Raw genomic sequence first — 20,699 nt, forward strand, 5'->3', positions numbered from 1 at the left:
GATACATCACTGAATGTTAACTTTCTAAACAAAGTAGTTATTAAGTGCTAGTTTAAGGAATGATTCTATTCACCTTTGATGTAAGCTTATTTATATTAAGCTTCAATTTAATTCGATATAAAACTTCATCTGAGCGTGGTTGTTTGTATGCGTATCTTGTGCAGAGTTTAAGTAGGATTTATTTAGGGTCTAAGTAAGTGGCAATTAACATAAAATTACTCAATATTTCAAAGAGTTACCGACTAACGTTGGTTATGTTGCTTATTTTATGTGTAGTATTTACTGCCTATATCTATTCAGAAAAGCAAATAGATCGCGCTAACGAGTTAAGAATTCAATCGTACTTTCTAGCTGAAGAATTACGCCAATCGTCTGATGATCTTACGCGTATGGTTAGAACCTATATCATCACTGGCGATAGTATTTATAAACAGCATTTTCAAGAGATTTTGGATATACGTAATGGCAAGCTTCCCCGTCCAACTTCATACAACAATATATATTGGGATTTGGTATTACCTGACAATGTAAGACCACGCGCCTATGGTGAAAAGAAGCCTTTACTTCAGCTAATGAAAGAAGCTGGGTTTACCGATGTAGAGTTTGCAGAGTTGTCAAAAGCTAAGGCCAATTCTGATTTGCTGACGAATATAGAGTTCGCAGCAATGAAGTTAATCGAGCCAACAAACGCGACTAAGGAATTCAATCGTAATCAAGCTAGCCTAATGCTAAATGACTTGGCTTACCACAAGGCTAAGGCTGGAATTATGCAGCCCATCAGTAACTTCAATCAAATGATGGATAAGCGAACGCTAGCTAATATTCATTATGCCGAGACCACCGCCATGGTGTTGAGAATGTTCGTCATGCTCTTCGGAATATTATTGTTTTTTACGCTATGGCGTGCCTATAAAGCGCTCAATACAACATTAGGAGCTTCTGCAGATGAGGTTCATGGCCATTTAGTTAGAATTGGCAGTGGTGATTTTTCAGCCAAGATTCCTGTCAGTCAAGGTATGGAAAATAGTGTGATGGGATGGTTATCTCAAACACAGATCAAGTTGGCTCAAATTAATATTGAGCATCAAGCTGCTGAGGCGCAGAGTCATAGGCAAACTCAATTGTATGCAGCTTTAAGTCAATGCAATCAGGCTATTGTGCGCAGTAAAAATGAGGCTGAGTTGTTCCCTAAGATTTGCCAAGATGCGGTGATATTTGGTGGAATGAAGATGGCTTGGATTGGATTGTTTGATGAAGAGAGTCAGTTATTAGCACCCGTTGCATCCTATGGAACGGGGACTGAGTATTTAGATTTGCTCAAAATCTCAGTAGACGATAAAAATATTACTGGTCGCGGTCCAAGTGGTACTGCATTTCGTGAAGATAAACCATTTTGGTGCCTAGATTTTCATAATGACCCAGCAACAGAATTTTGGCATGAGCTTAGCGCAAAGTTTGAATGGGGCGCCTCTGCTGCGTTACCGCTGCATCGTAATGGTAAGGTTGTGGGTACATTTAATATATATGCAGATGACCAAAACGTGTTTGATATGGAAGGTCAAAATCTATTGATTGAAATGACGTCAGATATCGATTTTGCGCTTGATAACTTTGATGTTGAAAATGAGCGGGAACAATTTAAAGGAAAATTATTAGAGAGTGAGGAAATCTCCAGATTAGTACTTGAAAATTCTTTAGATGCAATCATCAATATGAATAGTGATGGCTTGGTGATTGAGTGGAGTGGCGCCGCATATAAAATGTTTGGTTACAAACGAGAAGATGCACTTGGTCAAAAACTGTCTAATCTTATTATTCCAGTGAGAGATAGGGAGGCACATATCAAGGGAATGAACAGAGTGATTGCCACTAATCAGTCGAATATGACAGGCCGACGTGTAGAAGTGAGTGCGTTAAGATCTGATGACACAGAAATTCCCGTTGAAATGTCTGTTGCAAAAATTGAGACAGGTAATCTTGTCTTTTTTAGTGCCTTCGTTAGAGATATTACAGATCGTAAAGAGTCTGAAAGCCAAATTCAGAAACTCGCACATTTTGATGCGCTAACCAGTTTGCCGAATCGGATTTTATTGCAGGATCATTTCAAATACGCATTAAGTTTAATTAAACGCAATAATGGTAAATTAGCCGTTATATTTCTCGATCTCGATCACTTTAAAGACATTAATGACACCTTAGGTCATAGTATTGGCGATTTATTGTTAATTGAGGTCGCCAAAAGATTACAGTTGACCTTACGTGAGGAAGACACGCTGTCACGTTTAGGTGGAGATGAGTTCATCTTAATATTACCTGGTACTGATTCTCGCGGCGCTGCTAACGTAGCACAAAAGCTGCTTAGCATTATGGCTAAGCCTTATCACATTGATTCTTTCGAGCTTACTGTCACTGGCTCAGTGGGTGTTGCGCTATATCCGAATGATGGTACAGATTTTGAGATACTTTCTCAAAAAGCCGACACAGCGATGTATCGAGCCAAACAAGAGGGCAGAAACAACTATCGTTTCTTTACTGCTGAAATGCAGGCGACATCCTCCAGAAATCTGCAATTGGTCAATGCTCTGCGTTATGCACTTGAACGCAATCAACTAAGCTTGCATTATCAGCCTCAGGTATCGCTTCATCAAAATTGCGTCATCGGAACTGAGGCTTTATTACGCTGGCATCACCCAGAGCTTGGTTCTATTTCCCCTGCGGAATTCATTCCAATTGCTGAAGATTCAGGTTTGATCATTTCTATCGGAGAGTGGGTGTTACGGCAAGCCGTGAAACAAGCTAAGTTATGGATGGAAGAGGGTCACGCACCGTTAATCATGGCCGTGAATATTTCAGCAATACAGTTCCGTCATCCAGATCTACCCAACTTGGTCACACAAATACTTGAAGAGATTGGACTGGCTCCGGAATATCTTGAGCTGGAGCTCACTGAAGGTGTCGCGATGTATGATCCTCAGGCCGCCATCGAGATGATGAATAATCTACACGAGCTGGGCATTCGCGTGTCTATTGATGACTTTGGTACAGGCTATTCTTCATTAAGTTATTTAAAGAAGTTTAAAGTTTATAAACTCAAGATAGATCAATCTTTTGTGCGAGACATCAGCACCGACCCTGAAGATAAGGCGATTGTAAGTGCAATCATTAGTATGTCTAAAAGTCTTGGCTTACAAACTATCGCAGAGGGGGTGGAAACAGTCGAGCAACTCACCTATCTGCGGGCTCAAGGCTGTGATGAGGTGCAAGGTTATTTCTACAGTAAACCTATGCCAGCAGAACAGGCGGAGGAGTATTTCAGAGAATTTAAATTGAGGTAAATAAAAAAGCCCTTTCGGGCTTTACTAAATTAGAGCTGGAAATTGATTAACACCAATCAGGGCCTGGAATTTCAGCAAAGACTTTGCGTAAACCTTCGCCCCAGTGTTGACGTACTGAAAGAAAGTAAGGGTCATCTTTTGCTACGCGATGGTTGTAGTCTATGCTGAGTTTGTTGTTTCTATATACCAGCACGTCAACTGGCAAATCAACTGACACATTGCTGCGGATAGTTGAGTCAAATGAGATAAGTACGCATTTAAGCGCATCTTCTAGGCCACATTTGTAGTTAATGACGCGGTCTAAAATCGGCTTTCCGTACTTTGTTTCACCTATTTGAAAGTAAGGTGTTTCTTGGCTGGCTTCAATAAAATTACCCGCAGAGTAAATATTGAAAAGACGCGTTGGTTCACCGGCAATTTGTCCTGCAAATAGAACGGAGATATTGAAATCTGTATTGTGGTGGCGTAAATGTTCGGCATCTTCTTTATGTACAGTGCGAATGGCCATGCCAACAAGGCGCGCAGCGTCGAACATGTTGGTAACATTGAGCAAGTTATGCGTTTCGTTGTTTGCAATGTCTTTATGCAAGTGCTGCAATACTGCTTGAGTCACCGCTAAATTACCTGCGGTTAGCATGACCATCGTACGTTCACCTGCCACTTCAAACGTGGTCATTTTAGGAAAAGTAGCCACTTGGTCAACCCCCGCATTCGTACGGGTATCCGACGCCATTACTAATCCAGATTCTAGTAGTATTCCAACGCAGTAAGTCATAAATGCAGCTTGATAAATAAAGTATTAATAATAACTTTTTAATGAATCAACAAGCAACTTGTTTGCGCTGTAAATCGCGCTAAATCAGGCTCCATTTAGGTGATGCTGCGTATTTATTTGTTAAAATTTGTGTCTAGTGATGCAACTTACCCGCTAAGCCACATTTAAGCTTAAAATGTGATTAGGTTTTTGAGATAACACATGGCAACTTCAAATCAATATTCGCAAGCTTCAAATGCTAATACCTGGCTAGGTAATACGGCGGGCTATTCGGTGGGCGTAAGCATGTTGGATGAAATGCTCGACCAATCAGGCAAGGTTCGTCCACATTGGGCATATTATATTCAAGCCTTACAAAAATTAGGGCAGGGTGAAGTTGGCTTAAGGCAGAATGAAATTCATAAGTTACTGCGCGAGAACGGCGTCACTTACAATGTATATGGCGACCCCGACGGCAGCAGTCGCCCTTGGCAGCTAGATTCCGTACCCTTGCTACTGGCTAATGAAGAATGGCGCGATATTGAGCTGGGTTTGCTTGAGCGTGCAGAACTGCTAAACCTGATTCTGACTGACATTTACGGGCCGCGTGAGCTTATCCGACAAGGCTTATTGCCGATAGAGATGTTGTTCAATCACAGCGGCTTTCTGCGCGCTTGTGACAAAGTTAAAATACCCGGTAAACATCAATTGGTGCTTTATGCGGCAGATTTAGCGCGTGGCCCAGATAATCGCATGTGGGTGATTGGTGACCGTACCCAAGCGCCTTCTGGCGCTGGTTATGCCTTGGAAAACAGGTTGGCGATGTCTCGCGTGTTTCCAAATATTTTTCGTGATACCCAAGTACAAAGGTTAGACGGCTTTTTTCAATCGTTGCGTCATGGAATGCAAGAAATTGCGCCACAAAACTCTGATGCGCCCAGAGTGGTGGTGCTCACGCCGGGGCCTTTTAATGAAACCTTTTTTGAGCATGCTTATTTAGCTTCACATTTAGGCTACCCCTTGGTTCAGGGCGACGACCTGACGGTGCGCGATGGTTTTGTCTGGTTGAAATCACTCAACGGCTTGCAGCGCGTGGATGTCATTATGCGCCGTATGGACGATGTGTTTTGTGATCCGCTTGAGTTGCGCGATGATTCACGTCTGGGCATTCCAGGTCTGCTAGAGGTAGCGCGCAGAGGTAATGTGACAATTGCCAACCCTTTAGGCAGCGGCGTATTAGAAAGTCCGGGTTTATTGCCATTTCTGCCAAGAATTGCAGAATACTTTTTGGGCAAGAAACTACGTTTGCCTAGCGCCGCTACATGGTGGTGCGGTCAGCCCAAAGAGTTAGATTATGTGCTGAACAATCTGCATAAATTAGTGATTAAGCATATCTGCCGCGGTGCAATGACCTCAGTTTTTGGTAGTCAGTTGAGTCGGCAACAAATCACTTATTGGCGCGACCGTATTCGTGCCAATCCAGCATTTTTTGTGGGGCAAGAGCATGAAGTGTTTTCTACCGCGCCATCTTTGGTTGATGGTCGTTTAGAGCCGCGTCAATCACTGATGCGCTGTTTTATGGTTGCCCAAGAGCGCGGCTATAACCTCATGCCAGGAAGCCTCACACGCAGTGCGACGCAAACCGGTGATGTGCTGGTTTCAAATCAGTTAGGTGCCATGAGTAAAGACACGTGGATAGTAGGTGGCAATACTCCGCAGCAAACCAACGTAATAGGAAACAGACATAGCGAATTTATTGGCAGCAGTTACACCAGCACGCTTTCTAGCCGCGTAGCAGAAAACCTATTTTGGGTAGGCCGTTATGCGGAGCGCACAGAAGGTAGCATTCGCCTGCTGCGTACTACAGTTAAAAAACTTTATATCAATCCAGATAACAGTAATGTGCATTTTCAACATAGTTTGCACACTATTTTGCGCGGCCTCACCAACATCACCAATACTTACCCTGGATTTTTAGGTGATTCGAAAAGTAATGATGCTACCGCATTATTGCAAACGCCGGATGGCGAGTTGCTGTCATTGATGTTAGATGAAGATAAAGTTGGCAGTATTGCCAATAATCAGCGTAGTTTGGTTCAAGCGGGTTATACCGTGCGTAATTTGTGGTCATCGGACACATGGCGAGTGATGGATGAGATTAAGTCGCACTTAGAACAATCGCAGCAACTTACTGAATCTACCTTGTGGAATATTCAAGAACACATGGATAGATTAATCACAGCGCTATCCGCGTTCAGTGGCTTGATTATGGAAAGCATGACGCGCGGCAATGGTTGGCTGTTTTTAGATATAGGTCGTCGTTTAGAGCGCGCTTTGTTGCTTATTTCACTCTTGCGCAGCTGTTTCTCTACTGCGCAAGCATCAGGCACAGAACAATTATTGATGGAGTCATTGCTGGAAACCAGTGATAACCTAATTTGCTATCGTGAGCATTATCGCAACAGCATAGAGCTGCCTTCATTTATTGAGTTGCTGATGCTAGATAAAAATAATCCACGTTCTTTAGCTTATCAATTTAACCGCATTCAAGAACACGTCAGCAAAATGCCAAGAAAACAAAGCAATGCACAGCTAAGTGTGGAAGAGCGCCTGATATTAGAGGCTTGTAGCCTGCTAGATTTAACCAATTTAAACGACTTGATTAAAACTACAAAAGGGCACGTGCGTGAGAATTTAGATCAAACACTCAGCCGCTTGTATTATTTAATCGCCACATTATCTGACAGCATTACTGCGACCTATTTCAAACACGGGCAGCTGCAACATTCTCTCAACGAAGTCAGACCAGTTTAGCGAGAGTCAGTATGCACTACAAAATCACCCACATTACCAAGTACGATTACACAGATAAAGTTTCATTGTCATACAGCGAAGCGCGCCTAATGCCAAGAAATTGCAAGAATCAACAAGTGATTTCATCCACACTGGATATAGAACCCTACGCCGCAGATTTCCGTATTCGCGAAGACTTCTTTGGTAACCATGTGGCGTATTTTTCAATGCAACAAGCACACAATGTTTTCACTATTACCGCCGTAAGCGAAGTGCAACTGCAAGAAAATCCAGCTCAGCTAGATTTCTATCAAGGCTATACTTGGGAAGAAGTACGCAACATGCTGGCACAGCAACAACATTTTTCACAACAATCAGTAGAAACGCTAGATGCACGCCAATACACGCTAGATTCACCACTGGTTGCCGTTAGCGCTGAACTGGCTGAATACGCGCAACCCTCTTTCACACAGGGTAGGTTAATTACAGACGCGGTGAACGACTTAATGCAGCGTATTTATAAAGATTTTACTTTTGACCCAGACTTCACAACCCTCGCCACGCCGCTTGCGACAGTGCTAGAGCATAGAAGAGGCGTTTGTCAGGACTTTGCACACCTCGCAATCGGCTGCTTACGTTCAGTTGGTTTAGCGACTCGATATGTGAGTGGCTACATAGAAACTTTACCACCTGCAGGTGAAGCGAAACTAATAGGCGCTGATGCCTCTCATGCTTGGTTTTCAGTCTACGTGCCCGAACAAGGCTGGATAGATTTTGACCCCACCAACAACCAAATGCCCAACACTCAACACATCACCCTAGGCTGGGGACGAGACTACGCAGACATTACGCCGCTCAAAGGCGTGATATTTGGTGGCCAACAGCATGAGTTGGATGTGTCTGTGCATGTGGAGTGTTTGAGTTCGTGAAGTATGGCGTGGAGTTCTAATCCAACGTGGTGAAGGTTGCAAGGTCGGTTATGCGTGGGTTCGAGAACCCACCCTACTTGGTTTTTTACAGGTAAGATCATTGACTAAACAGTCCCTTAATTCAAACGTTAGATTTTTCCAATGCGCGCTGAACTGAAGTTTCTGAACGACATAGCTAAGCCATGGGATGAGCTAAATGCTTTTCTCATTGAGCGATATGCATTTCAGCCTGACCTATCAGACGTAACTACGCGGGTCTCGGCGATAGCCACCGCAATCAAGCATCAAGTTGACATACTTGCTCTCGATCGAGGATCTAAACCCAAGAAGATTCAACCTGAAGTTGACACAGAATCAAATGCAGTTCGCCTGATGTCTGATGTTTCCGATGCTGCCAAGCATGTTGTACTTGACACCCCAGATCGCCAGAACAGCATCTTTGTGGCAGCCATGTTTGAGGTGAACCTAGAAGGCCATTTCCGCTTTCTCCGCAATGGAGTGTTCATTGAACACGCAACTCTTGGGCGTCATGACTTTATGAGTACTGCGCTCTCTGCAATCGAATACTGGTCTAAGAAACGTAATCTAAACCTTGCTTGGTCTGGCGCGGTTCGTGAAGCTGCCCATGAATTCTTTCCAACGGCCTTCTTGCACTTTGACACGAAGTACTGCATCAACATGTCCAGCACACGGATCATGTGTTTTCGTCGTGATGACGCTGGCAATGTTCAGCCATTTGTTCCAGAAGTAGTTCGCTTCGAGGTGCGATAGACTTGTAGGGTGGGTCACTTGTGACCCACGCGTTTAACAATATTTCAAATACCACTCGCTTCTCCAAATTCACCTGCTCCAACCACACCTTCTCCCGCCCAATCTGTGGGATATGTACCTAATTTAACATGTTGATGAAATGATGAATATTCCCAATCTTGCACTCGCGTTACCAAGCCATGCTTCACGGGGTTGTAATGGCAATAATCCATGTGGGTTTGATAATCGTGCTCATCGCGTATTTGATGTTCCCAAAATCTGCGTTGCCATAAGGTGGATTCTTTATGCTTGATTTTGGAAGCGGTGCGCCATTCTGGGCGATTTAATAATACGCCGCATTCTTGTGTGACATAACGCTTGATGAGTTGCCATCTTAATGAAAAGTTGGCATCGTTTTTAGGCAATGTCCAAATGGTGTGAATATGATCGGGCAGCAAAACCCATGTGTCAATATCAAACGGATATTGCGCACGCACCTTTTCGATGGCGTTTCTTAAAGCTTTGCGAACAGGTTCATCACATAAAAACGTTTGTCGATGGTAGGTAACCACTGTGAAAAAGTAAGTAGCATTTATGGCATTGGCGCGACGGTAATGTGACATTAGGTGATTTTAAATTATTTATCGCGCAAGTTGAAATTGCTCGTGGGTTCAAGAACCCACCCTACAAAGTAAGCATCTGATGGTAACAAGAATGGATGCTGGTGAATAGATTTGAATGTTAATTCTGTTAATTGAATTTATATTTAACCCGTATTCCTCAACCCCGCCGCAATGCCATTAATCGTCAAATGAATCGCGCGTTTTACCAGCACGTCGGTTTCGCCGCTTCGGTGCCGCTTAATAAGCGCCACTTGTAGGTGATTGAGTGGGTCTAAGTAAGGCAGTCGGTTTTTAATTGAGTTGGCCAGTGTTGGGTTATTGGCTAGACGTTCGGTGTTTTGTAGAATTAAGTTGAGTGCTTGGTTAGTGAGTGCATGCTCTTTCTGTATGCGTTCAAATACGGGGGTTCTGAGTGTTTCATCTTGCACCAGTTCAGAATAGCAGGCGGCTATTGTGAGGTCGGTTTTTGCTAGCATCATGTCCATATTAGAGATAAGCGTTTTGAATAAAGGCCAAGCTGCAAGCATGTCTCTTAGCACATGGATGCGCTGTTCTTTATCTGTTTCATCCTTGCTTGCGCTTAAATAGTCATCTATTGCGCTGCCAAAGCCGTACCAGCCGGGTAGCAATAGTCGGCATTGTCCCCATGAGAAACCCCATGGAATTGCGCGTAAGTCTTCAATGCGTTGTGTGGATTTGCGCGAGGCAGGGCGGCTGCCAAGGTTCAAATCGGCGATTTCTGAAATTGGCGTTGAGCTAAAAAAGTATTCCGCAAACCGTGGTGTTTCATAGACTAAATCTCGGTAAGCGTGCATGGCACTGGCAGAGAGTTGATCCATTAGCATTTCATAAGCTCTGCGTTGTGTTTTGGGTAGCTGATCTTGCGGAAATAGCGAGGCATCTATGGTGGCCGCCACAAAGGCTTCCAAATTGCGTCTTGCCACTTTGGGGTCTGAGAATTTATTGGCGATAATTTCGCCTTGTTCGGTCAAACGTATTTGCCCTGCCACGGTGCCAAGAGGCTGCGCCATAATGGCTTGATATGTTGGACCACCGCCACGACCGACCGCGCCGCCACGGCCATGAAACAGTCGTAATCGCACATCAGCTTGACTGAATAACTCAACTAAATAGACTTCGGCTTTATACAGTTCCCAGTTTGAAGTTAAGAATCCACCATCTTTATTGCTATCAGAATAGCCGAGCATGATTTCTTGCTCATTGCCTTGATAGCGAATCAAATGGCGTATGCCAAGCAAGCTCAGCCATTCGCTCATGATTTTTGGCGCGTTGCGTAAATCTTCAATGGTTTCAAATAACGGTACGATATTGAGTTCCATCTCTACGCTGGCTGAACCCCACGCACCGCGCAGCAGGCCTGCTTCTTTTTGCAGCAATGCCACTTCAAGTAGGTCTGACATAGTTTCTGTGTGCGAGATAATGTAATGTCGCACCGTACGGTTGCCAAATTTTGCACGTACTTCACGGGCTTTTCTAATCACATTCATTTCTGTTTGTAGCAACTCTGAATATTTTTGAAAAGGCGAGAATAGCAAGCGTGGCTGCCTGAGCTCTTCTAGCAGAATGTTTACTTTTTCGGTTTCGCTGAGTGCTGCATAGTCAAAACTGTAACCTGCATTCACAAATAGCTCTTTTAGCACGGCTTCATGTACGTCTGAGCTTTGTCTTAAATCTATCGTCGCTAAATGAAAACCAAAGGTTTCAACCGCTTTAATAAGCTTGCCCAGCCTTGGATAAACCAGCAATTCACCATGATTTTCAATCAATGAATTGGCAATAATATTCAGGTCAGCTAAAAGCTCATCCGCGCTGGCGTAAGGTTTTAAATTCTCGGCTACATTAGTTTCAATATGCAGACTAGTTTCGCTACCGATTAGATTTTGAAAACTTAATGAAAGCCGCCCCATTACCGCCATGATGGCAAGGCGATAAGGCTCATCTTGCCTATGCGGGGATTGATCTTGCGAGGTGCTGGCTAAATCTAGCAATGCTTGCGAAACTTTGACTAAACGCGTTGTTGGCGTGAGCTCTTTGCGCAAATTGCTGATTTCGCGTAAATAATGCTCAAAAGCTACGGTGGATTGTTGTATGGTCGCCATGTCTAAGGTGGCAGCATTTACATTAGGGTTGCCATCGCGGTCGCCACCAATCCAGCTACCCATTTGCAGAAAACTTGGTAGTTGGTAGCGCTCGCTACCTGTTTTACCAAACAGATCGCCAATATCTTGTTCCAAATCCTGTAATAGTTCAGGAATCGCATCCAGCAAACTCAAGCGGTAGTATGAAAGCGCATTGTCAATTTCGTTGTTCACTGTCAGTTTGTCAAAACGCAACATTCTGGTTTGCCACAAAGCTGTGACAGCAGCATAGAGCATGCGCGAGTTTTTTTCGGTTTCTTGGCGCGACATGAGTTGCGCTTTGTTGGCGAGTAATGATGAAATCACCTGTTCAGTATCTAACAGACTTTTTCTTTGCACCTCAGTCGGGTGCGCAGTTAAAACGGGCGAAATTAAGGCTGATTTAAAGAAATCATCAATTTGTTTTAACTCTAGCTTCTCATCTTTGAAAGAGCGCATAGAGTTTGCCACGCCCCCTGGCGCCTCTGCGCTTTCTTCCATACGATATTGGTAGTTGCTGTAAAGGTCTTCAGCAATATTCACTAAATGTTTAAAGTAGCTAAAGGCTCTCGCCACCGCAATGGTTTGGCTGTTGGTCAGCTCTTTTAATAAACTATCTAGTTTTTGTGTAAATTCTTGGTCACCTTCACGATGAAATTTCACGGCAGACTGACGAATTGCCTCTATGGTTTCGAAAGTTTTTTCACCTTCGTTATCTTTAATCACCTCCCCTAGAATGCGCCCAAGGTAACGGATATTCTCTTTAAGCGCAGTTTCAGCGGGGGTCATAGGTGCATTCATTTTTCAATTCCTCAAACCAAATATGTTCAATGGATTACATGATTTAAAACACTACTATTTCTATTAAAACTTACGCTCTCGTCATTCCCGCGAAGGCGGGAATCTAGGCGAGTCAGCTACCTAACTGGATTCCCGCCTCCGCGAGAATGACGGAACGAAGGTGTTTGTAAGATAAGTCACTTACAAACACCTTCGTTGATAAGCTTCAAACTTAACTCCAGTTAATTCGCATGCCACCTTAAATCTAAGGTAAACGGATACTCGCGATTGTTTAATTCAGTTGGAGGTTCCATCAACTTTACTGCTTTATTAACTGATTTCTTGGGTGATTTAATATTACCCGGTGTATGCTCAAGTACCGTAAATCGGCTCACACGGCGGCCTTCAGCTTCATAAGCATTGACTGGCAAGGTGTCGTAGTTACGGCCACCCGGATGTGTGACATGGTAAGTACAACCACCAACAGAACGCCCATTCCATGTATCTATCACATCGAATATCAACGGCGCTTGTACACCTATACTTGGGTGCAATGCAGAAGGCGGGTTCCAAGCGCGGTAACGTACACCTGCGACCATTTCACCTTGCGTACCCGTGTCACGTAACGGCAAGCGACGACCGTTACAGGTAATCGCATAACGTTCACCTGTGATACCTGTGAGCTTGACTTGCAAGCGCTCAACGGAAGAGTCGACATATCTTGCCGTGCCGCCGCTAGTGATTTCCTCGCCTAATACATGCCAAGGCTCAATTGCGGTTCTAAGTTCTAGTTGTAAGTCTTGAATTTCTAAGGTACCGCAACGTGGAAAGCGGAATTCAATAAACGGCGCAAACCAGTCTGTAGAAAACGCATAGCCCGCGGCTTGCAAATCTTGCGCGACATCTTCAATATCGCGTGCGATAAAGTGCGGCAGCATGAAGCGGTCGTGCAATTGTGTGCCCCAGCGTACCAATGGTTTTTTGTACGGCTCTTTCCAGAAACGTGCGACCAAAGTCCGTAGCAGCAGCATTTGCACTAAGCTCATTTGCGCATGTGGCGGCATTTCGAAGGCGCGTAATTCTAGTAAACCTAGGCGACCAGTATCTGAGCCAGGGGCATAAAGTTTATCAATACAGAATTCACTGCGGTGTGTATTACCTGTCATATCGACTAGCAGATTGCGCAGTAAGCGGTCTACCAACCACGGAGTCGGCACTTCGCCATCAGGCATTTGTTGGAAGGCGATTTCTAGTTCGTACAAGCTGTCATTACGTGCTTCATCCACGCGCGGTGCTTGGCTGGTTGGGCCAATAAACAAGCCTGAAAATAAGTAAGATAAAGAAGGGTGGTGCTGCCAATAAGTGATCAAACTACGCAACAAATCAGGGCGTCGCAAAATCGGACTATCAGCTGGCGTAATGCCACCTAAGGTAACGTGATTGCCACCACCAGTGCCAGTATGGCGACCATCGAGCATGAATTTCTCAGAACCTAATCTGGTTAAGCGTGCTTGCTCATAGAGCGTTGTGGTGTTGTGCACCAAAGCATCCCAACTGGCGGCTGGGTGAATGTTGACTTCAATCACACCAGGGTCTGGCGTGACAGGTAAGCGTGTTAGGCGTAAATCGTGAGGCGGTTGATAACCTTCAATTACCACTGGCATTTTCAATGTGCTGGCTGTCGCTTCAATCGAGGCAATAATGTCTAAATAATGCTCTAGCGTATTGGTTGGCGGTAGAAAAACATGTAAGCGTCCGCCTCTGGTTTCCACGCATAGCGCAGTATGTGGTGTGAATTCTGGGTCAGTTGGAGCAGACTCTTCAATATCACCTTCATCATCAACCATCCCCATCTCGTTGCTATGCGTATTCTCTTTGGTGAATTTGCTATAACGACGGCTCACTTCAGAGTCAATATCCGCTAATGGCTCTACAGCCTCATACAGGCTACGCTCGTGTTCATGATCGCGGTCTTCAAAAGCAATCCAAGGCAGCGAGTTTAAAGGTAAGCGCAAACCCATGGCTGAATCGCCCGGTGCAAGAAACATCTCGCCGCGCCTGAATTCCCATGCGCTGCTGCTCCATGCATTGCGCTGATAACTCCAATGCAATGGAAGTAGATAGCCAACAGGCATACCTAAATCGCCCGTGATCACCTTTGTTAGGCGCTTACGCTCTAAATCATCTTTGAGGTCTGATTTAAGCGGATTCAGGTTATTCGGTAGTAGGCCTTCTGCTAATAAATAATAAAGCGGGTCTTCGTAGCCTGCACAAATGTGGCTACCTTTGAGGCCTAGTCGTTTTGAAAGGTCGCGAATAAAGGTGTCAGCGTGTTCGCGATTAAAACCATAATCTTTGTTTTCATCGGCTAATAGCTGAGGGTTACGCCAAACTGGCTTGCCATCTTTACGCCAAAAACAGGCGAGTTGCCAGCGTGGTAGTGGTTCACCTGGGTACCATTTACCTTGACCAAAATACAGCAGGCCGCCCGGTGCAAAGCTATCACGCAAGCGTCTGACTAACTCGCCTGCTAGCTTACGTTTTTCCACGCCATCCGCATCAATATTCCATTCTGGCGCATCCATATTATCGATAGAGATAAAAGTTGGCTCGCCACCCATGGTTAAGCGCACATCGCCAGCTTCTAACTCCGTATCTATTTTTTGACCAAGCGCGTTAATTTCGACCCATTGTTCTTCGCTATAGGGTTTGGTCACGCGCGGGTCTTCATGAATGCGAGTGACGTTGTTGCTAAAACTAAATTCGATATTGGCCTGACCTGTATAACCACCAGTCACTGGCGCCGCGCTGACATAATCAGCCGTGCAAGCGAGTGGAATATGACCTTCACCAGCAAGTAAGCCAGAGGTCGCATCTAAGCCTATCCAGCCAGCGCCGGGGATGTACACTTCAGCCCATGCATGCAAGTCAGTAAAGTCTACTTCGGTACCTGATGGACCATCCAAAGATTTCACATCAGCAGTGAGCTGCACTAAGTAACCTGAAACGAATCGAGCTGCTAAGCCCATGTGGCGCAAGGCTTGCACTAGCAACCAAGCAGAATCACGACAAGAACCTAGCTTTTTATCTAGGGTTTCTTCACAAGTTTGAACGCCAACTTCCATACGAATGGAGTAATTAATCGTTTGATTGACGCGCTGATTTAAGTACACCAAAAAATCTACGATGGCTTTTTTACCAACATCAATTTCCGCCAACCAGGCTTTTAGTAAAGGTCCGTGCTCACGCACTTCAAGATAAGGCGCAAGCTCTTTAAGCAACTGCTCTGGGTAAGCAAACGGGTAATTTTCTGCGTATTCCTCTAAAAAGAAATCGAAAGGATTAATCACCGTCATTTCTGCAATCAAATCGACTTCTATTGATAGTTCGGTAGATTTCTCTGGAAACACTACACGCGCCAAATAATTGCCGAAGGGATCTTGCTGCCAGCTGATAAAGTGGTTCTCAGGTTTGATTTTAAGTGAGTAAGCACTGACAGGCGTGCGCGAATGCGCCGCTGGGCGTAGGCGGAAAACATGCGGTGCAAGTTGTACAGGGTTATCGTAGTGATAGGCCGTTTTATGGTGGAGCGCGACTCGAATAGTCATTAGTTTGTTACCTTTTTAGAGTCGTCATCGTTGTGTTTCTAACTCGCAAAACTAGCTTGAGCTTTCAGCTTGTAGTAAACGTAAATTCTCTTCAACGCCAGCCGCTTCAGTCAGTTCAGCTACATTCTGTTTGGTGAAGAAGCCATCAAAATCGCCAAAGCGTTGCACATATTCAATGATGAGCGAAGAGTGTTCTGAGGCGCTAGAGAAAATCTGTTTAAGGCCTTCTTCACGTGAGCCAATCACATCTAATAAGAAGTCTTTGCCTTTTTCTCTAATCGCATCCACCACGTAGTCAATGTTAATCTGACCATTGGTTTCGCCATCTGCCACGCCCAGTGCAATGTGGTGCAAACGCGGACCATAGTTGCGTACAAAATTTTCAGTAGGTGAGGGCAAGCCAACCAAGTGATTGACGAAATATGGATGATTAGCCGCAGTGAAAACCTTTGCAGGGCTTTTTTGTTCATTATTGTAGTGCGCACTTTTGGTGACATTGGTCGAAGAGCTCTGGCTCGCAATGTCGTATGAACCCCAGTAGTAATAGCTGGAAAGCGTGAGATATTCAAGTATAGCCACTTCACGATTTTGGCTGTAAATTCGGGTCGCTAGGTGGTCAATTGGTAAAATGAGCTTATCTAAACCTAGCTTTGCTTGCGTTTCTTTGGCTTCAAGATAGCCACGATTCACATCTTCATGAATCACACTCACGCCAAGTGCGTAAATGCGAATATCGCCTACTGGCCGTTCCCAATACCCCACAATATTGTGCGTGTAGGGCGATGGTTTGACGATAGACATATTGCCCGGCAGCTCTAATTTGCGAATTTGATCTTGATTGAAAAAGCGAATCTCTCGCGCTTTTTGTAGTTCAACCACTTCATGCTGATTGGTCACGCGAAATATCTCGCCCATATAACGTGAGTTGGGCTTATGCGCGCCTATTGGGTAAACCTCATTTAAACTTCGAAAGATACCGTGTGTATTGGGGTCGCGTACTTCTCGTACAATTACATCTGGCGAGTTCATATCGATACGCAGCACATGCGTCCAATGTGATTCTGATTCTAGCGTGACTAAATAATGATATGGCGTCATCAAAGCTAATTCGCTGATGTAAGCCACCGAGCAGCCTGGCTCAACGGTAATCATCATGGCATCAATTTCATGCACCATATCAGTCAAGCCGATGCGATCTCTATCTTCCAATAGCTTAGGTAGAAATTCTTCAAACCAAGGTGAATTGACCTTGTCGCCATGACGTTGGTGTTGCAATGAGTTCATTAGGACATCCGAAATGTAAATATATCTGTGACTATTGGGTAGAAATGGAAAGACTGATGCGGTTATTGCTGCATTTGCGACATTTCATGTACTTTAAAATCTACCGACATTTTTTCGTTGCTAATATCGTGCATCACGCTGCTAATCGGGCATGCATCGCGATAGTCTAAGCCGGTAGCCAATCGTATATGGATGCCATTTGACGGTGCATTATTGGCCACATCAAAACTTTGCCAACCACTGCCAACTAGCCAAGCATCTGCCCAACTATGGTTTTCAAGTTGCTTAGTTGTCGGGTTAAAACAATAGCCATGTACAAATCGTGCGGGTATTTTTAAAGCTCTGCAGCAACTAATAAAAAGATGCGTCATGCCTTGACTCAGTGCTTTACCTGCGGCTAGGGTAGCGATTGCTGATTGTTGATTCTCGGCCGTTGTTTTATCCAAGATAACGGTTTGCGAGATACTATTCATCAGTGCTGTTAGCAAATCTTGATTGATGGCTTGGTGTTTCGATGTAACTTCTTGTGCGAATTGTATAAGCTGTTCATTGGCCTCGGTGAGTGCAGTATTTCTCAGGTAGATTGGCAGCGCCAAATCGTCATGCTTTGTTTTATCTTTTGCTAGTAAATCAGTAGACCAATCAATATCAGTTTCTACTTCACCTGTGGCGCTAATCATAATTTCTTGATGTGGTGTATCCATCACCAGAGTGTGGGTGGTATTGCCGAAAGTATCAAGTTGTGTGGATGATATACCGCTTACTTTCACCTGCCAGTTGCTCACGCGCTGACCAAAACCATCTTGTGGCGTGAGGCGCAACTGTTGTATGGTGTACCCGATAGGCTTGTTGAATGCGAAGCGGGTATGGTGTTCAATGTTAAATTTCATCGCGATTCTCCCACTTGAATGATTAATCTTTACTGTTAATACTTAACCCTTAATATATCTTGGTAAATACTTAGCCTTGGCTTTGTACCTCACCAACATTAGACTTTTCCGGTTCGTTGATGATTGGCGCATTCAGGTAAGTACGCTGAATCTCAACACCCAAGCGATTGTTTTGTCTGAGGAATGCTTCTAAAAACTCGTGCAATCCACCTCTGTAAATGTCTTCAATACGTCCATAATGTAATGTTGAGTGCATTTCACCGGCTAGGCGTTTACATTCACGACCAGCATCACCCGTCAGTTGGTCGAGTATCGTTGTCAGTTCATCCATACACGCGTGAAGTGAGCGCGGCATGTCGTGACGTAAAACTAGCAACTCGGCCACGCGTAACGGCATTACTGCATCACGATAGACTTTTAAATATGCTTCATAAGCGCTGGCAGAACGTAACAGTGCGCTCCATTCGTAATAATCTACTGCGCCACCTACATCGCTCGCTGAAGGTAACAAAAGGTGATATTTCACATCAAGTAAGCGTGCCATATCGTCTGCGCGCTCGATAAATCCACCTAATCGCGTGAAGCGGAATCCATCATCGCGCAACATCGTGCCGTAAGTCACGCCACGGAACAGATGCGAACGTGATTTAACCCAATCACAAAACTCAGACAAGCCACTGTCTAAAATCAGCTTTTTGTCCATTTGCTGAAATTCTAGCCACAAGCTATTGATGTTCTCCCACATTTCAGAAGACATCGCCACTCGCACCGCATGGGCGTTCTCGCGCGCTGCACGCAGGCAATTGTAAATGCTCGACAAATTGCGGCTATCCATTGCAATGTAGTAAATCACATTATGCGCAGTGACTTCATCATAGGCTTTATGAAAATCTTCTACGGTGTCAGAGATATGTAGCAACGGCACCCAAAGCGCAGCCTCACTTTGTGCGGCGTTTTGTACTAGCGACATGCGATATGTCACATCCAGCATACGTGCCATATTTTCTGCACGTTCAATATAACGTGCCATCCAGTAGAGGTGATCAGCGGTACGGCTTAGCATTGCAGCACCCATGTATCTTTAGTGCCGCCACCTTGCGATGAGTTCACCACTAAAGACCCTTCATTCATGGCCACACGGCACAATGCGCCTGGCACTACTGAGGTTGTTTTACCTGTTAATACATAAGGGCGAAGGTCTACATGACGTGGTGCAACCCCTTGTTCAACCATTGTTGGGCAAGTAGAAAGCGCCAGTGTAGGCTGGGCAATGTAATTATCTGGATTCGCCAAAATACGTAATCTAAATTCTTCAATCTGCGCTTTGCTTGAGGTCGGGCCTACCAGCATGCCGTAGCCGCCAGAGCCTTGTACTTCTTTCACAACCAATTCAGCGAGATTATCTAACACATATTTTCTGTCATCTTCTTTGCTGAGTTTATAGGTGGGCACATTTGACAATATTGGCTCCTCACCCAAATAGAATTTAATCATGTCAGGCACGTAAGTGTAGGTTGCCTTGTCATCTGCCACGCCTGTACCAATGGCGTTCGCTAGAGCTACGCCGCCATTGCGATAGACTGAAACCAGCCCTGGCACACCTAACATGGAATCTTGCCTGAATGCCAATGGGTCAATAAAGTCATCGTCAATACGACGATAAATTACATCAATCTTTTTAGGCCCTTCGGTGGTGCGCATAAATACAGCATTGTCTTTCACAAACATGTCGCGACCTTCAACCAGTTCAATGCCCATTTGTTGCGCAAGAAAAGCATGCTCAAAGTAAGCACTGTTGTAGGCGCCCGGTGTCATGAGTACTACTGTAGGGTCACTTGTTGTGCCACGCGGTGCGACGGCGCGTAGGTTTTCTAGCAGGAGTTGCGGGTAATGTTCAACAGGCGAAATTGGGTATTGTCTGAAGAGTTCGGGGAATAATCGCATCATCATGCGACGGTCTTCCAGCATGTATGAAACACCAGAAGGCGTTCGTAAGTTATCTTCTAGCACATAAAATGTATCAGCTTCGGTGCGCACAATATCAATACCGGCGATATGCGCATAAACGCCGCCCGGTACATCTACCCCTTGCATCTCCGGCCTATACATTTCGTTAGTCAGTATGCTCTCTGGCATGATGCCAGCTTTGATAATGTCCTGCCCGTGATAGATGTCATTCAAAAACATATTGAGTGCACGCACACGTTGGCAAGCGCCATCTGACAGCTTTCCCCATTCACTTGCAGCTAAAATTCGCGGAATTACGTCAAACGGAATCAAGCGCTCGGCACCTTCTTCCTCGCCATAGACTGCGAAAGTGATACCGACTCGTCGAAACAGTAGTTCTGCATCGCGAGATTTTTGTGCAAGTTGAGAAAAGTCTTTGCCAGCTAACCAGTCAGCATAAGGTGCGTAAACCTGTCTAACACTTTTTTTTGAATCTACAGATTCATCAAATGCAGTGAGCAGTTTATTTTTATAATCAATAGAAGCCATAGTAAAGTCCTACTTGCAAGGCGCGTGCCAACTACGGTTAAAGTAACAGGAATGTATATTTAATGCGGCTTTCAGGCTTATTGCAGTTTAAATGTTGAACGTAAAAGATTTAATTTATAAAGTCTAATTTGTTTGGCGCGCTATTTTGGTGCATTAGAAATTGGTAAGGTATTTAGTTAGTGCGTTAATGCTAATAGTGAATGGTTACAAAAAACGCCTATAGGCAATAATAGACTCAAATTACTTTAATCAAAGCCAGCTTATTTATTTACTAGGCGTTGGTATAGTAATTGCTGTATCTTCTAGGCAGTATAGCTGT

General features: G+C 44.6%; 12 protein-coding genes. 4 read left to right on the forward strand and 8 right to left on the reverse strand.

Annotated elements, in window-relative coordinates; genetic code table 11:
- Nucleotides 1–197: 197 nt before the first annotated feature.
- Nucleotides 198–3,335: a bifunctional diguanylate cyclase/phosphodiesterase gene (locus tag M301_RS00135; RefSeq protein WP_041359310.1), complete on the forward strand. Its 3,138-nt coding sequence runs from the start codon at nt 198–200 to the stop codon at nt 3,333–3,335.
- Nucleotides 3,336–3,381: 46 nt separating this feature from the next.
- On the opposite strand, the gene M301_RS00140 is transcribed toward M301_RS00135, so the two are convergent.
- Nucleotides 3,382–4,110, reverse strand: coding sequence for a proteasome-type protease (locus tag M301_RS00140; RefSeq protein WP_013146733.1), 729 nt, complete (start codon nt 4,108–4,110; stop codon nt 3,382–3,384).
- A gap of 201 nt (nt 4,111–4,311) precedes the next feature.
- Between M301_RS00140 and M301_RS00145 the strand changes: the two genes are divergently transcribed.
- The 3 genes from M301_RS00145 (at nt 4,312) to M301_RS00155 (ending at nt 8,582) form a co-directional block, all read left to right on the forward strand.
- Nucleotides 4,312–6,903: a circularly permuted type 2 ATP-grasp protein gene (locus M301_RS00145; RefSeq protein WP_013146734.1), complete on the forward strand. Its 2,592-nt coding sequence runs from the start codon at nt 4,312–4,314 to the stop codon at nt 6,901–6,903.
- An 11-nt stretch (nt 6,904–6,914) separates the two neighbouring features.
- On the forward strand, nt 6,915–7,811 hold the full coding sequence (locus M301_RS00150) for a transglutaminase family protein (RefSeq protein WP_013146735.1): 897 nt from the start codon (nt 6,915–6,917) through the stop codon (nt 7,809–7,811).
- Between the two features lie 141 nt (nt 7,812–7,952).
- Nucleotides 7,953–8,582, forward strand: coding sequence for a hypothetical protein (locus M301_RS00155; protein WP_013146736.1), 630 nt, complete (start codon nt 7,953–7,955; stop codon nt 8,580–8,582).
- Nucleotides 8,583–8,626: 44 nt separating this feature from the next.
- Here M301_RS00155 and M301_RS00160 read toward each other — a convergent pair whose 3' ends face one another.
- The 7 genes from M301_RS00160 to M301_RS00190 all read right to left on the reverse strand — a co-directional run bounded on the left by M301_RS00160 (nt 8,627) and on the right by M301_RS00190 (nt 20,380).
- Entirely contained in the window at nt 8,627–9,184 is a 558-nt protein-coding gene (locus M301_RS00160) for an REP-associated tyrosine transposase (protein WP_013146737.1), read from the reverse strand.
- A 143-nt stretch (nt 9,185–9,327) separates the two neighbouring features.
- Nucleotides 9,328–12,123 (reverse strand): phosphoenolpyruvate carboxylase, encoded by a 2,796-nt coding sequence (gene ppc, locus M301_RS00165; RefSeq protein WP_013146738.1) that lies wholly within the window; start codon nt 12,121–12,123, stop codon nt 9,328–9,330.
- 221 nt (nt 12,124–12,344) lie between these two features.
- Complete coding sequence (locus M301_RS00170; RefSeq protein WP_013146739.1) at nt 12,345–15,710, reverse strand: transglutaminase family protein; 3,366 nt, start codon at nt 15,708–15,710, stop codon at nt 12,345–12,347.
- A gap of 51 nt (nt 15,711–15,761) precedes the next feature.
- Nucleotides 15,762–16,994 carry a hypothetical protein gene (locus M301_RS00175; RefSeq protein ID WP_013146740.1) on the reverse strand — a complete coding sequence of 411 codons (1,233 nt, stop codon included), beginning with the start codon at nt 16,992–16,994 and terminating at the stop codon, nt 15,762–15,764.
- A gap of 62 nt (nt 16,995–17,056) precedes the next feature.
- Nucleotides 17,057–17,884: a transglutaminase family protein gene (locus tag M301_RS00180; protein ID WP_013146741.1), complete on the reverse strand. Its 828-nt coding sequence runs from the start codon at nt 17,882–17,884 to the stop codon at nt 17,057–17,059.
- 70 nt (nt 17,885–17,954) lie between these two features.
- The gene (locus M301_RS00185; RefSeq protein WP_049769990.1) at nt 17,955–18,947 is read right to left on the reverse strand and encodes an alpha-E domain-containing protein; all 993 of its coding nucleotides are present in this window, start codon (nt 18,945–18,947) and stop codon (nt 17,955–17,957) included.
- Nucleotides 18,941–20,380 carry a circularly permuted type 2 ATP-grasp protein gene (locus M301_RS00190; RefSeq protein WP_013146743.1) on the reverse strand — a complete coding sequence of 480 codons (1,440 nt, stop codon included), beginning with the start codon at nt 20,378–20,380 and terminating at the stop codon, nt 18,941–18,943. The genes M301_RS00185 and M301_RS00190 overlap by 7 nt, the downstream gene beginning before the upstream one ends.
- Nucleotides 20,381–20,699 lie beyond the last annotated feature (319 nt).

It is taken from the genome of Methylotenera versatilis 301, assembly GCF_000093025.1.
In the GTDB taxonomy this organism is placed as follows: Bacteria; Pseudomonadota; Gammaproteobacteria; order Burkholderiales; family Methylophilaceae; genus Methylotenera; species Methylotenera versatilis.